We start from the raw sequence: 14,185 nt of genomic DNA on the forward strand, positions 1-14,185 counted from the left end.
TTAGCTCTCGCTCATGCCCCGCTTTCGCACCAAGCCGTCGATCCCGGCCTTCGCGCTGTACGGCGAAGCCTCCGCCGCGCAGCCGGACATGCTGCATGTCGAGCCGATCCAGGTGCGCAGCAAGCTGTATCGCTGGGAAATCGAGGCGCATACGCACCAGGGCCTGCATCAGATCCTCTGGGTCGCCTCCGGCCCGGCCGAGATCGCCTTGGACGAAAGCCGCGAGCGCTGCACCGGCCCGGTGGCGGTGATCATTCCGCCCGGCGTCGTCCATGCCTTCCGCTTCTCGCGCGAGACCGACGGCTACGTGCTCACCTTCAATCCGCGGGCGGTGGTGGAGGGCGACGTGCCGGCGACCGGCGAGGCGCTGCGCGACCTGTTTGCAGCGCCGCAAATCCTGCATCTGGAGCCGCAAGCCGTTGCGACGGGCCGGATCGGCACGCTGTTCGTCGACCTCGCCGGCGAGTTCGCCGCGGCCGATTCCGCGGCCTCCCCGGTGCCGCACTGGCTCGGGCGCTCGATCGTGTGGCGGCTGGCGCAGCAGAGCGCGCGGCAGTCGCAAGGCGGGCGGCGCGGCAGTGGGCACGCTGATCTGTTCACCCGCTTCATCGTGCTGGTTGAGGCGCATCACCGCGATCACTGGTCGGTGGCGCGCTACGCCGACGAGCTCGGCATGACGCCGGAGCGGCTCAATCGGTTGACGCGGGCCGAGACCGGCCAGTCCGCGCTCGACATCGTGCATGCGCGTCTGGCCCGTGAGGCCTGTCGTCGGCTGACCTATATTGCAGCGCCGGTGTCGAAGCTGGCGTTCGAGCTCGGTTTCAAGGACCCGGCCTATTTCTGCCGCTTCTTCAAGCGCCACACCGGCGCGAGCCCGCGCGACTATCGGCGCGCAATGGGTGTCGGAGACGGCGCGGCGCCGCCGGCCGGCTGACCGGCGCCGCCCGATACCACCGTCGCATTCGTTTTGCGTCGCGGCATGGTGTTGGAAAAGTACAAGAGAATGCCGCGTCCATCCAAGTGATCCTGCGCATTTCTTGGTAAAATCCGCCACTGAAAAGCATACCCAACAAACCTGCGTCTGCGAATCCGGGAGAACGCGCCCATGAAAGTCCAAGTCTGCATCATCGGCGGAGGCCCCTCGGGGCTGATGCTGTCGCAGCTCCTGCATCTGCAGGGCATCGATACGATCATCCTGGAGAAGTCCAGCCGCGACTACGTGCTGTCGCGCATCCGTGCCGGCGTGCTCGAGCACGGCTTTGCCGAGTTGATGCGCGAGGCGCAGTGCGGCGAGCGCATGGATCGCGAGGGCGAAATCCATCACGGCTTCTACATCGCCCATGACGGCAAGCTCGACCGCGTCGACCTGCACAAATATTCCGGCGGCAACTCGGTGATGGTCTACGGCCAGACCGAGCTGACGCGCGATCTCTACGAGGCCCGCGACAAGCTCGGCGGCAAGGTCGTGCACAACGCGGCCGACGTCACGCCGCACGACATCGCCTCCGACAAGCCCTACGTCACCTATCGCAGCGGCGAGGAGGTGATCCGCGTCGACTGCGACTACATCATCGGCGCCGACGGCTTTCACGGCGTCAGCCGCAAGTCGATCCCGCACGACAAGCTGACGGAATACGAGCGGGTGTACCCGTTCGGCTGGCTCGGCGTGCTGTCGCGCACCAAGCCGGTGTCGCCGGAGCTGATCTATGCCAAGCACGAGCGTGGCTTCGCGCTGTGCTCGCTGCGCTCCCAGGTGCTGAGCCGCTATTACGTCCAGGTGCCGCTCACCGACAAGGTCGAGGACTGGAGCGACGATGCGTTCTGGGAGGAGCTGAAGCGCCGCCTGCCCAATGAGATCGCGGCCAAGCTGATCACTGGCCCGTCGATCGAGAAGAGCATCGCGCCGCTGCGCAGCTTCGTCGCCGAGCCGATGCGCTACGGCCGGCTGTTCCTGGCCGGCGACGCCGCCCACATCGTGCCGCCGACCGGCGCGCGCGGGCTGAACTCGGCGGCGTCCGACATCTACTATCTCTATCATGCGCTGCTCGATCACTACAAAAAAGGCGACGACGCCGGCATCGACGGCTACTCCCAGCGCGCGCTGGCGCGGATCTGGAAGGCGCAGCGCTTCTCGTGGTGGATGACGACGCTGCTGCATCGCTTCCCCGACCGGCTGTCCTACGACGACAGACTGCAGGACACCGAGCTCGCCTATCTGTTCTCGTCCGAGGCCGCGCAGCGATCGCTGGCGGAGAACTATGTCGGGCTGCCGTTCTGAGCGAGCGCGGCGCGCTTCGTCGGCGTCAACTGATGGGCGTAACCGCATCAGCAAACTCTCCTGTCGTCCCGGCCTTGAGCCGGGACCCATAATCACAGGGCATAGTTCGGGGCAGGCGCGTCGGCCATCCCGCGCCTCACACCCGCCGCGGACCATGGGTCCCGGGTCGGCGCCGCGACGCGCTTTGCGCGTCACGGCTTGCCCGGGACGACGGTGGTGGGTGGGGTAGGCTTCACGGCTCAAACAACGAGGACATAGCAGCGCGTTCTCGCGGCATCTGATGCCCGAGGCCTGCAATTGGTTCGTCCCTCCAAGTGAGAGGGCGCAGGGAATGCCGGGTGAAGGCCTCACCCATGGCCCGCCTGCGAAAAAAATGCAGGCGGCAGGTACCACAGGTGCAGCCGAGCATCCGGCATTCCCTGCGCGGTGTCTTCACGCTTATACGCAGTCGCCCTGGTGCGCCGGGCTTGTTGGCCACCATCCCCAACGCAATGCGTTAGCATTGCGCCAGGTTGACACCAGCTTCGGGGTGTCAGGCCGCTGCGATTTCGCGTCCGCAAGCGATCGTTCGTCCGCACCCTCGTGAAAGAGAATGCTGCGATCTCTCGCGGCCACCGCATCCCCGCCTCGCGTGTCGTGACGATCGCGCGCAACGCCCCTCTCGTTGAGGCGGGATGGCGAGAGATAATCACGAATTCGGATAAATGGCAAGATGATTATTTTTATCGGAAGATGGCGCCGGCTGGCCGGCCGATGGCAGGCAGGCCGGCCCTCGGGCGGTTCCCCCGCCGGACGTCGTGCTTCCTGTTAGGAATTTGCTCATTCTCCTCCTAAATCCGGCGTTAAGTCCCTCCGCGAGAAGCTGTCGGCGAGGAGTTGCCGATGTCAGCCGACCACCACGACGATGCCCGCCGCCTGGAAGCCCTTGCCGAACTCGACATCCTTGATACACCCAGCGAGCTCGCCTTCGACCGTCTCACCGGCCTGTGCCGGAAGGTCTTTGGCGTCCCGATGTCGACACTCACCCTCATCGACGGCCATCGCCAATGGTTCAAGGCGGCCACAGGGATGGCCGACCGTGAGGGCGAGCGGCGGCCCGCGCTGTGCAACTATGCCATTCAGGAAAGCGAGCCGCTGATCATCCCCGACACGCATCAGGATGCGCGGCTGGTGGACAACGTCCTCGTCCATGGCAAGCCGTTCATTCGGTTCTACGCTGGTGCGCAGCTTCGCATCTCCGGCGTGAACGTCGGCACGCTATGCGCGATGGACACGGCGCCGCGCGAGTTCAGTGCGCACGATGTCGACATGCTGAAGGATCTCGCCGCGATCGCCGTCGACGAGCTGATGCTGCGCAAGCTGAGCATGCGCGACGCTCTCACCGGCGCGCTGTCGCGCCGCGCCTTTCACAACGAAGGCGAGCGGTTGCGGGCGCTGGCCGAGCGTCACGGCCACAAGCTGACATATGCGATGGTCGACATCGATCACTTCAAGTCGGTGAACGACACTTACGGCCACGCCGTCGGCGATCTCGTCCTTTCCAGGCTGGTCGAGACCTGGCGGTCGGTGCTGCGGAGCTCCGACGTCATCGGCCGTCTCGGGGGCGAGGAGTTCGGCATCCTGCTGCCGCATACGGGCCTGCACGACGGGCTGGCGGTGCTGGAGAAGATGCGGTCGGCGGCTGCCGGCCTGTCGATCGACACGCCATGCGGACCGATCAGGGTCACCGCCAGCTTCGGCGCCGCGGATCTGACTTCCCGTCTGGGCTTCGATGCCATGCAGGAGCGGGCGGACATGGCGATGTACTCCGCCAAGAACAACGGCCGCAATCAGGTCATCGCCTGGGTGGAGGCGTCGCCCTCGATCGCGCCCGCGCTGCGCCGCGTGTTCAAGGCGGGACAGATCGCGTTCAACGCCGGACGGTCGACGTTCGACTGCACGGTCCGTGCACTGTCCGAACACGCGGCTGCACTGGACGTGATCTCGACGGCGGAGTTGCCGGAGCACTTCAAGCTCGCGATCGCCAGCGACGGCTTCTCACGCGCCTGTCGCATGACGGCGCGGTCCGACAAGCGGATCGAGGTCGCTTTCGTCTAGCTCCCTCGGGGCTTCCAGGCGCGGCCGGGCGCGCCGCCCCTCAAAAATGAGTTGCGCACCTCAAAAACCGCGTTATGGTCCTCAACCCAAAGGGGAGGACCATGAACGCGCCGCTGACATTGCGGGACATTGCGCGACAGGCGGGTGTGAGCCTCGCCACCGTCGACCGCGTGCTGCACAACCGGCCGGGCGTGCGCCCGGACACGGTGCGACGCGTCAAGGACGCCATGGCGCGTAGCGCGTTCCAGCCGCATGCGGCGGCCTCCGAACTCGCCCGTGCCCGCGCGCGGCGCTTTGCCTTCGTGATGCCGTCCGGCATCAATCCCTTCATGCAGCAGATTCAGGCGCATCTCGGCGATCTGGCGAGCTGGATGGCCGCGCGCCGGCTCACGGTCGATGTCGTCACGACCGACGTGTTCGATGCCGCCGTGCTGGCCGCGAAGCTCGAGCAGCTCGTCGGTCAGGTCGACGGCGTCGCGGTGGTGGCGCTCGATCATCCGGGCGTGCGCGCGGCGATCAACGATCTCGTCGAGTCCGGCGCCAAGGTGGTGACGCTGGTGTCGGACGTGCCATCGTCGCGGCGGCAGCATTATGTCGGCATCGATAACATCGCCGCTGGCCGCACCGCGGGGGCGCTGGTCGGACGCTTCGCCGGCGGCAAGGCGGGGCGGATCGCGATCATGGCGGGCTCGCAAGGCCTGCGCGATCATGCCGAGCGCATCTTCGGCTTCGGCCAGGTTCTCGCGGCGGAGTTTCGGCAACTTGAGGTTTTGCCGGTTGCTGAGGGGCATGACGTGGACGATCGCTCAGAGCACCTCATGCGCAAACTGCTGACCGAGCACCGCGACATCGTCGGGCTCTACAATGTCGGCGCCGGCACGGCCGGCGTCGCCAAGGCGCTGACCGAGGCGGGGCGCGCCGACGACATCGTGTTCGTCGGCCACGACGTGACGGCACTGACGCGCAAGCTGCTTTTGAGCGGCGTGATGGATGCGGCGATTTCGCAGAACCCGGGCCACGAGGCGCGCTCCGCGGTGCGCGTGCTGCTGGCGCTGGCGCGCGGCGAGCCGATCCTGAGCGAACAGGAGACGATCCGCATCGACATCGTGATGCGGGACAATCTGCCGTGAGCGGGCGGCCGCGGTGACGCGGTCGTTTGCGTACGGAATGAGAAAGACCGAGGTGCTGGTTTCGAGGCGACAGCAGATCGCCGAAGCGCCTGGCGGTCGGTGGGAGGAGTGGAGTCGTGTTTCTCGGACTGGATGTCGGCACATCCGGCGTGAAGGCCGTGCTGGAGGACGAGGCGGGCGCGCTGATCGCAAGCGCCGGGCGTCCGCTGGCGCTGTCGCATCCGCAGCCGCTGTGGTCCGAGCAGAATCCGGATCATTGGGTCGAGGCCGTCATCGGCGCGGTCGATGATCTCGCGCGGGAGCGTCCGCGCGAGACCGCTGCCGTCAGCGGCATCGGCCTGTCCGGCCAGATGCACGGCGCGACGTTGCTGAACCGCGACGGCCGGCCGCTGCGGCCGGCGATCCTGTGGAATGACGGCCGCTCGCAAGCCGAATGCGCCGAGCTCGAACGCCGCTGCCCCGAACTGCATGCGATCGCCGGCAACCTCGCGATGCCCGGCTTCACCGCGCCGAAGCTCGTCTGGGTGGCGAAGCACGAGCCGAGGATATTTGCCGAGGTCGCGAAAGTGCTGCTGCCGAAGGCCTATGTGCGCTATCGGCTGTCCGGCGAGATGGTCGAGGACATGTCGGATGCGGCCGGCACCCTGTGGCTCGACGTCGGCGCGCGGCGCTGGTCGGAGAAACTGCTGGCGGCGACCGGGCTCGGTCTCGATCACATGCCGCGCCTGGTCGAGGGCAATGAGCGCAGCGCCGTGTTGTCGCCCGAGCTGGCGCGGCGCTGGGGCATGGGCGCTGTCGTCGTGATCGCGGGCGGCGCCGGCGACAACGCGGCGAGCGCGATCGGGCTCGGCGCCATCACGCCCGGCGATGCATTCCTGTCGCTCGGCACATCGGGCGTGCTGTTCCGGGTGACCGACCGCTTCGCGCCGGTGCCGGAAGCGGCCGTGCATGCGTTCTGCCATGCGCTCGGCGGTCTCTGGCATCAGATGGGCGTGATGCTGTCGGCCGCGGCCTCGCTGGCGTGGCTGGCGCGCATTCTCGAGACGCCGGAAGCCGCGCTGCTGGCGCCGCTCGGTATCAGCGTCGAACGTCCGAGCCCGGTGCAGTTCCTGCCTTATCTCGACGGCGAGCGCACGCCGCACAACGATGCCCATGCCGCCGGCGCCCTGGTCGGGCTGCGCAGCGCCGCCGGCCGCGCTGATCTCGTGCAGGCGGTGCTGGAGGGCGTGGCGTTCGCCTCACGCGACATGTTCGCCGCGCTCGCGCGCAGCGCGCAGCCGATCACAGAGCTCGATCTCGTCGGCGGCGGCTCGCGCTCTTTGTTGTGGGCGCAGATCATGGCCGACGTGCTCGGCGTCACCGTGCATCGCGTCGAGGAGGGCGAGGTCGGCGCCGCCATCGGTGCGTCCAGGCTCGGCCGTCTGGCCGCGACCGACGAAGCCCCGGCCGATGTCTGCCGCAAGCCACAGCGGCTGCAGAGTTTCGAACCCCGCGCGCCGCAGCGCGCCGCCTACGACGACGCCTACGCGCAATGGCGCAAGCTCTATCCCGCTCTCAAGGAGTGCATCTCGTGAACGTCCAGGCTCCCTTCTTCCAGACCGGCGCGACCGTCAGCTATGTCGGGCCCGAGTCACGCAGCCCGCTGTCGTTCCGCTGGTACGACAAGGACCGTGTCATCCGGGGCAAGCGGATGGAGGATCATCTGCGCTTCGCGGTCTGCTACTGGCATTCGTTCTGCTGGCCGGGCAGCGATCCGTTCGGCGGCGAGACCTTCCTGCGGCCGTGGCAGCATGGCGACGATGCGCTGGCGATGGCGCGCGCCAAGGCCGATGTCGCGTTCGACTTGTTCCGGCTGCTCGACGTGCCGTTCTTCACCTTCCACGACGTCGACGCGGCGCCGGAAGGGGCGACGCTGAAGGAGTCGGTCGCCAATCTCAATGCGATCGGCGACCTGTTCGAGCAGAAGATGGCGTCTGCCAAGGTACGGCTGCTATGGGGCACGGCCAATCTGTTCTCGCACCGCCGCTACATGGCGGGCGCCGCGACCAATCCGGATCCCGATGTCTTCGCCTATGCCGCCGGGCAGGTGCGCGCCGCGCTCGAGCTGACGCACCGCCTCGGCGGCGCCAACTACGTGCTGTGGGGCGGCCGCGAGGGCTATGAGACCCTGCTCAACACCGACATGAAGCGCGAGCTCGATCAGCTCGGCCGCTTCGTCTCGATGGTCGTCGAGCACAAGCACAAGATCGGCTTCAAGGGCCCGCTGCTGATCGAGCCGAAGCCGAAGGAGCCGACCAAGCACCAGTATGATTTCGATGTCGCCACCTGCTACGGCTTCCTGCAGCGCTATGACCTGCTCGACGACGTCAAGCTCAACATCGAGCAGAACCACGCCATCCTCGCCGGCCATTCGTTCCAGCACGAGATCGCACTGGCGCAGGCGCTCGGCGTGTTCGGCTCGCTCGACATCAACCGCGGCGACGATCTCTTGGGCTGGGACACCGACCAGTTCGCGATGAACGTGCCGGAGCTGGCGCTGGTGTTCCACGACATGCTCAAGGCCGGCGGCTTCACCACCGGCGGGCTGAACTTCGATGCCAAGATCCGGCGGCAGTCGATCGATCCGGATGATCTGCTGCACGCCCATGTCGGCTCGATGGACGCCTGCGCGCGGGCGCTGATCGCGGCCGACGAGATGCTGACCGACAGTGCGCTGACGGCGCCGCTCGCAGCCCGCTACGCCGGCTGGGACGGCGAGGAGGGGCAGGCGATCCTCGCCGGCCGCCGCTCGCTTGCCGAACTCGCCGACCGCGCCGCCGACACCGGCCTCGATCCGCAGCCGCGCTCCGGCCGGCAGGAATATCTCGAAAGCGTGGTGAACCGCTATGTCTGACGACAGCAGCCTGCGCATGTCCACGAACGAGGTTGGGCGCGCCGCGATGAGCACCGCCGCGCAGCCGGTGCTGGAGCTGAAGGGCCTCGGCAAGCAGTTCGGCGCGATCCGCGCGCTGCAGGGCGTGGATCTGACAATCGGCGCCGGCGAGGTTGTCGGCCTGATGGGCGACAACGGTGCCGGCAAGTCGACCCTGGTGCGTATCATCGCCGGCAACTTTCCGCCGAGCCAGGGCGCCATCCATTTCGGCGGCCGCGAGGTGCATTTCCATCGCCCGATGGATTCGCGCAGCGTCGGCATCGAGGTCGTGTACCAGGACCTCGCGCTCGCCAACAATCTCACCGCCGCCGCCAACGTGTTTCTCGGCCGCGAGCTGAAACGCAATTTCGGTCCCCTCGTGCTGCTCGACCACAAGGGCATGGAGGCGCGCGCGCTGGAGCTGTTCCGCGAGCTGCGCTCCGAGACGCGGCCGCACGATCTCGTCAAGGACATGTCGGGCGGCCAGCGCCAGGCGGTGGCGATCGCGCGCACGCGGCTGTCGAACGCCAAGCTGGTGATGATGGACGAGCCGACCGCGGCGATCTCGGTGCGCCAGGTCGAGCAGGTGCTGAGCCTGATCCATCGGCTGAAGGAGCAGGGCATCGCGGTGATCCTGATCTCGCACCGCATGCCCGACATCTTCGCGGTCTGCGATCGCGTCGTGGTGATGCGCCGCGGCGAGAAGAAGGCCGACAAGCCGGTCGGCGAGACCAGCCCCGAGGAAGTGACCGCGCTGATCACCGGCGCCAAGGAGGCGGCGTGATGTCCGTTCCATCCGAGACCAGCTCCGCCGGCACCGACGTCACCTTCACCAATGTCGGCGCCATCAGATGGTGGCATCGCGGCGTGTTCGCCTCGCAGACGGCCTACGTCACGCTGGCGCTCATCGCCCTCATCATCGTGATGAGCTTCGCCAGTCCCTATTTCCTGACCGAAGGCAATCTGCAGAACGTCGCCAAGAACTTCTCCTTCATCGCCATCGCCACCCTCGGCATCACCTTCGTCATCATCACCGGCGGCATCGACCTGTCGGTCGGCTCGATGATGTGCTTCGCGGCGATGATCACCTCGATGGTGATGACGACGCTGTCGACGCCGGGCATGCCGTTGTCCTCGCTGTTCGTGCATCTCGCCGCGGACGGCAAGACCGTCGTCGCCAACGTGCCCGGCCTGATCCTGATCGTCTCGGTGCTGGCCGGCCTTGCGGTCTCGCTGGTCGTCGGCCTCATCAACGGCGTCTGCATCGCCTTGCTCGGGCTGTCGCCGTTCGTGACCACGCTCGGCATGCTCTCGATCGTGCGCGGCCTGAGCTACGTGATCTCGAACGGCAAGGGCAGCTTCCCCGGCGGGCCGGACGCCGATTATTTCTACGCGCTGACGCAGGGTGACGTGTACGGCGTGCCGGCGCCCTTCATCTATCTGATGGCGCTGGCGCTGGTGATGGCGCTGGTGCTGCACCACACCGCGTTCGGCCGCCACGTGTTCGCGATCGGCGGCAACGAGAAGGCCGCGGAGCTCACCGGCGTCTCCGTGCCCCGCGTGAAGATCGAGGTCTATGTGATCGGCGCGCTGGCAGCCGGCCTGCAGGGCATCATCATCTCCGGCTGGCTCGGCTCGGCGCCTGCCAACATGGCAACGTCCTACGAGCTCAACGTGATCGCGGCGGCCGTGATCGGCGGCGCCAACCTCGCCGGCGGCCTCGGCGGCCCGCTCGGCGCCATCGTCGGCTGCGTGCTGCTCGAGGTGATCCGGAACGGCCTGGTGCTGGCGCAGGTCAACTCCTACTGGCAGCAGACCCTGGTCGGCGTGATCATCATCGCCGCCGTGCTGGTCGACCGCATCCGCGCCCGCCTGCTGTGACGAATACTGGCCGGGATGACAATCACGTCTATCCTCACCCGGAACAGACAATCATCAGGGATAGACATGGAGGAGGGAACCCATGAAGAAGCTGCTCTTTGCGGTCGCGTCGCTCGCGATCATGCTGGCCCCGGCGCAGGCCGAGACCAAGTACCGCTTCGCCATCGTGCCGAAGGCGATGAACAACCCGTTCTTCGACGTCGCGCGCGACGGCTGTTTGAAGCGCGCCAAGGAGCTCGGCAATGTCGAGTGCATCTACAAGGGCCCGGTCGAGCACGAGCCGGCCACGCAGGCGCAGATCATCCAGGACTTCATCACCCAGAAGGTCGACGGTCTCGCCATCTCGGTCGCCGACGTTCCATCGATGACGAAATCGATCGAGGCGGCGACCGCCGCCGGCATTCCCGTCATCACCTTCGACGCCGATGCGCCGGGCTCCAAGCGCCTCGCCTATATCGGCACCAACAACAAGGACTTCGGCCTCGCGCTCGGCAAGCAGCTGCGGGAGCTCCGGCCTGACGGCGGCAAGTACGCCATCGTCTCCGGCGGTCCCGGCGCCAAGAACCTCGCCGAGCGTGTCGACGGCGTGCGCGAGGCGCTGAAGGGCTCGAAGTGGACGGAAGTGGCCGGTTCGCCGACCTTCTGCAACGACGATCCCGCGCTCGCCGTGCAGCAGATGGCCGACCTGCGCACCGCGACGCCGGACCTCGGCGCGATCGTGCCGATCGGCGGCTGGCCGATGTTCGCACCCGAGGGCTACAAGGCCTTCGTCAACAAGAACAAGAAGGACATCGACGCCGGCAAGCTGACGCTGGTCGTGGCCGACACGCTGAAGATGCAGCTCGAGCTGCTGCGCGACGGCTATTCCAACGCGCTGACCGGCCAGCGTCCGTTCGAGATGGGCGAGAAGGCGATGGACACGCTGCTCGCGATCAAGAAGGGCGAGAAGGTGCCTGAGGTGATCTACACGGGTCTCGACCTCGTCACCAAGGACAACGTCGCCAAGCTTCTGAACTGAGTTCCTCCCGGGGAAAACCTGGCGGTCCGGCATCCGGCTTCGGCCGGCGGCTGGGCCGCCCTTTTTGTTTGCAGTCGGCGTGATTGTCTCCGCGTTGACATAGCGAGATGTCTGACTTAAGTCAGGTATCATGCTGGACCCAATCTCCCGCGTCCGCCGCTTCAACCGCGCCGTCACCTCGGAGGTCGGCGCGCTCGACACCTCCTTCCTCGGGCGCGGTCGGCCGCTCGGCGCGGCCCGCGTGCTCAACGCGATCGGCCATGGCCGTAGCGACGTCGCCGAGCTGCGCGACTATCTCGCGCTCGATTCCGGGCTGATGAGCCGGCTGCTGCGCGGCCTGGAGGAGGAGGGGCTGGTAACGACCCGGCCGCATCCCGACGACGCGCGCCGCCGCGTCGCCAGGCTCACGGCCGCCGGCCGGCGCGAATTCGACGCCTATGAGACGCTCTCCAATGCCCAGGCGGAATCGATGCTGGCGCGCCATGGCCAGCCCCAGGCGTTGCTTGCCGCGATGGACATGGTCGCGGCCGCGCTCGGGCGCAGCCGCATCACCATCGAGGAGACCGATCCCAGGAGCGAGCAGGCGCGCTACTGCCTCGGCGAATACTACGCCGAGCTGTCACGCCGTTTCGAGCGCGGCTTCGATGTTTCGCTGTCGCGCGATCCCGACGCCTTGGACATGATGGCGCCGCGCGGCGCCTTCTTCGTCGCGTTGTCGGACGGCCTGCCGCTCGGCTGCGTCGGGCTGAAGGGCAGCGGCGGCGATGCCGCCGAGATCAAGCGGCTCTGGGTCGCGCCCGCCGCGCGCGGCCTCGGCCTCGGCCGCCGCCTGATGGATGCGGCCGAAGCGGCTGCGCGCAAGCTTTCGATCAGCCTTCTTCGCCTCGACACCAACAGCGCGCTCGCCGAGGCCATGCAGCTCTATCGCCGCACCGGCTGGACCGAGATCGACCGCTTCAACGACGACCCCTATCCGGACCTGTTCTTCGAGAAGCGGATTTCAGATTGATCTCGCGGCGCCTGCGCCTCGCCGTTCTCCAGGCCGAGCCACGGACCCGATCGCCCTGTTCGGCGTTAAGCGATGGGCAACCGGTGGGGTGGTGGAATGCGGGTCTTGGGGGCGTGCTACGGAAGGGCGCGTCCCGAGTCCGATTCGTTGCCCGATCCTGCCCCAATTGCGGCGAGCGGAATGTCGATGACATCAGGACGCGCCTTCGCCTCACTTCACCCCAAGACATGATCGAGCGTATAGATCGTCCTGCGCCGATCGCGCCGGCGGAACAGCAATGACGATTCGGGAAACAGCATGGTGACACGATCCACGGCGGCTCAGAACCTTGCAGCGATGCGGCGTCGGGGAGCGCTCCTGACGACTCTCGCGGCTGCCACCGTGCTGGCGCTGGCCGGATCCGAGGCTGGTGCACGGCAGGCGCGTCCGGCGCCGGTGACCGAGGCGACGGCGCCGCGCGCGCATGGCGATCCGATCATGGCGATCGTGTCCATCAAGGCGCAGAAGGTGACGTTCTACGACGCCGATGGCTGGATCTGGCGCGCGCCGGTCTCGACCGGCGTCTCCGGCCGCGAGACGCCGGCCGGCGTGTTCGCCATCATCGAGAAGGACAAGGACCACCACTCGACGCTCTACGACGATGCCTGGATGCCGAACATGCAGCGCATCACCTGGAATGGTGTGGCGCTGCACGGCGGGCCGCTGCCTGGCTATGCCGCCTCGCATGGCTGCGTCCGCATGCCCTATGGCTTTGCCGAGAAGCTGTTCGACCGGACCTGGATCGGCATGCGGGTGATCATCGCGCCGGGTGACCCGGCGCCGGTCGAGTTCTCCCATCCCGCCTTGTTCGTACCAAATGCGCAGGCGCTCGCCGCGGTGCCCTCGCGGGCCGCGACGCTTGGCCACGAAGCCGAGGACGCCGCCAAGAGCGCCGACGAGGCCAAGGCGGCGGCCGCCGCGGCCGAGCGCGAGGCCAAGGCGCTGAAGACGTCCTTGCGCAAGCTGGAGCAGGCCAAGGCACGCGCCGAGGCCGAGCTCAAATTCGCCGACAGGAAGCTGGCTGCCGCCAAGACCGATCAGGCCAGGACGCTGGCCGAGGATGCGAAGCAGAAGGCCGCCGCCAAGGCGACCGACGCGGCAGCGCAGCTCGAGGCCGCGAAGTCGGACGCGACCGTGAAGCTCGCAGCGGCGACCTCGACCAAGGACGCCGCCAAGGCGGCGGCGGCCAGGAAGACCGAGACGAGCAAGGCCGCGACCGACGCCAGGCTCGCGACCGAGCCGGTCTCGGTCTATATCAGCCGGTCGACGCAGATGCTCTATGTCAGGCGCAACACGCACAAGCCGGCCCCCGATGGCGGCGGCGAGGTGTTCGACACCTCGATCGAGGCCCCGGTGACCATCCGTGATCCCGACCGGCCGATCGGAACGCATGTGTTCACCGCGGTGGCGCAGGACGGCGCGGGGCTGCGCTGGACGGCGGTGACCATCGACGACGGCGACACCGCCAAGGACGCGCTCGACCGCATCACCATTCCGAAGGACGTGCTCGACCGCATCGCGCCGACGGCGGTGCCGCGCTCCTCGATCATCGTCTCGGACGAGCCGCTGTCGAGCGAGACCAACTACCGGACCGAGTTCGTGGCGGTGCTGAGCAACCAGCCGCAGGGCGGCTTCATCACGCGGCGGCCGACGACCAATGCCGATGTCGTCGCCAGCGGGGACGAATATGACGACGGCTTCGGCAGCTTCTTCCAGCGCAGCTGGGATGGCCAGCCCGTCGCGGCGCCGCGTCGTCGCGGGCCGCCTCCGACCTACTACCGGCCGGTGCAGCCGGGCTGGTGGTGACCAGCCGGGCTGATGC

The 14,185-nt window shown here is 67.5% G+C and carries 11 protein-coding genes; all 11 read left to right on the forward strand.

From position 1 onward, the window contains the following. The first annotated feature begins 13 nt into the window (after positions 1–13). The 11 genes from QX010_RS29685 to QX010_RS29735 all read left to right on the forward strand — a co-directional run bounded on the left by QX010_RS29685 (position 14) and on the right by QX010_RS29735 (position 14,169). Entirely contained in the window at positions 14–934 is a 921-nt protein-coding gene (locus QX010_RS29685) for a helix-turn-helix domain-containing protein (RefSeq protein WP_316183242.1), read from the forward strand. A gap of 171 nt (positions 935–1,105) precedes the next feature. Next, positions 1,106–2,278, forward strand: coding sequence for a 4-hydroxybenzoate 3-monooxygenase (gene pobA, locus QX010_RS29690; RefSeq protein ID WP_315802439.1), 1,173 nt, complete (start codon positions 1,106–1,108; stop codon positions 2,276–2,278). 882 nt (positions 2,279–3,160) lie between these two features. Continuing rightward, positions 3,161–4,375, forward strand: coding sequence for a sensor domain-containing diguanylate cyclase (locus QX010_RS29695; RefSeq protein WP_315802440.1), 1,215 nt, complete (start codon positions 3,161–3,163; stop codon positions 4,373–4,375). A gap of 101 nt (positions 4,376–4,476) precedes the next feature. After that, positions 4,477–5,505, forward strand: a complete 1,029-nt coding sequence (locus QX010_RS29700; protein WP_316183243.1) for a LacI family DNA-binding transcriptional regulator — start codon at positions 4,477–4,479, stop codon at positions 5,503–5,505. 116 nt (positions 5,506–5,621) lie between these two features. After that, entirely contained in the window at positions 5,622–7,079 is a 1,458-nt protein-coding gene (xylB, locus tag QX010_RS29705) for a xylulokinase (RefSeq protein WP_316183244.1), read from the forward strand. Beyond that, positions 7,076–8,398, forward strand: coding sequence for a xylose isomerase (gene xylA, locus QX010_RS29710; RefSeq protein WP_316183245.1), 1,323 nt, complete (start codon positions 7,076–7,078; stop codon positions 8,396–8,398). The genes xylB and xylA overlap by 4 nt, the downstream gene beginning before the upstream one ends. 16 nt (positions 8,399–8,414) lie before the next feature. Beyond that, positions 8,415–9,200 (forward strand): ATP-binding cassette domain-containing protein, encoded by a 786-nt coding sequence (locus QX010_RS29715; RefSeq protein WP_316183246.1) that lies wholly within the window; start codon positions 8,415–8,417, stop codon positions 9,198–9,200. Further along, complete coding sequence (locus QX010_RS29720; RefSeq protein ID WP_315802445.1) at positions 9,200–10,297, forward strand: ABC transporter permease; 1,098 nt, start codon at positions 9,200–9,202, stop codon at positions 10,295–10,297. The genes QX010_RS29715 and QX010_RS29720 overlap by 1 nt, the downstream gene beginning before the upstream one ends. A gap of 82 nt (positions 10,298–10,379) precedes the next feature. Continuing rightward, entirely contained in the window at positions 10,380–11,315 is a 936-nt protein-coding gene (locus tag QX010_RS29725) for a sugar-binding protein (protein WP_315802446.1), read from the forward strand. 130 nt (positions 11,316–11,445) lie between these two features. Further along, positions 11,446–12,324, forward strand: coding sequence for a bifunctional helix-turn-helix transcriptional regulator/GNAT family N-acetyltransferase (locus QX010_RS29730; RefSeq protein WP_316183247.1), 879 nt, complete (start codon positions 11,446–11,448; stop codon positions 12,322–12,324). A gap of 297 nt (positions 12,325–12,621) precedes the next feature. Further along, positions 12,622–14,169: a L,D-transpeptidase gene (locus QX010_RS29735; protein ID WP_316183248.1), complete on the forward strand. Its 1,548-nt coding sequence runs from the start codon at positions 12,622–12,624 to the stop codon at positions 14,167–14,169. Positions 14,170–14,185 lie beyond the last annotated feature (16 nt).

It is taken from the genome of Bradyrhizobium sp. SZCCHNRI1009, from assembly GCF_032487575.1.
Lineage (GTDB): Bacteria > Pseudomonadota > Alphaproteobacteria > Rhizobiales > Xanthobacteraceae > Bradyrhizobium.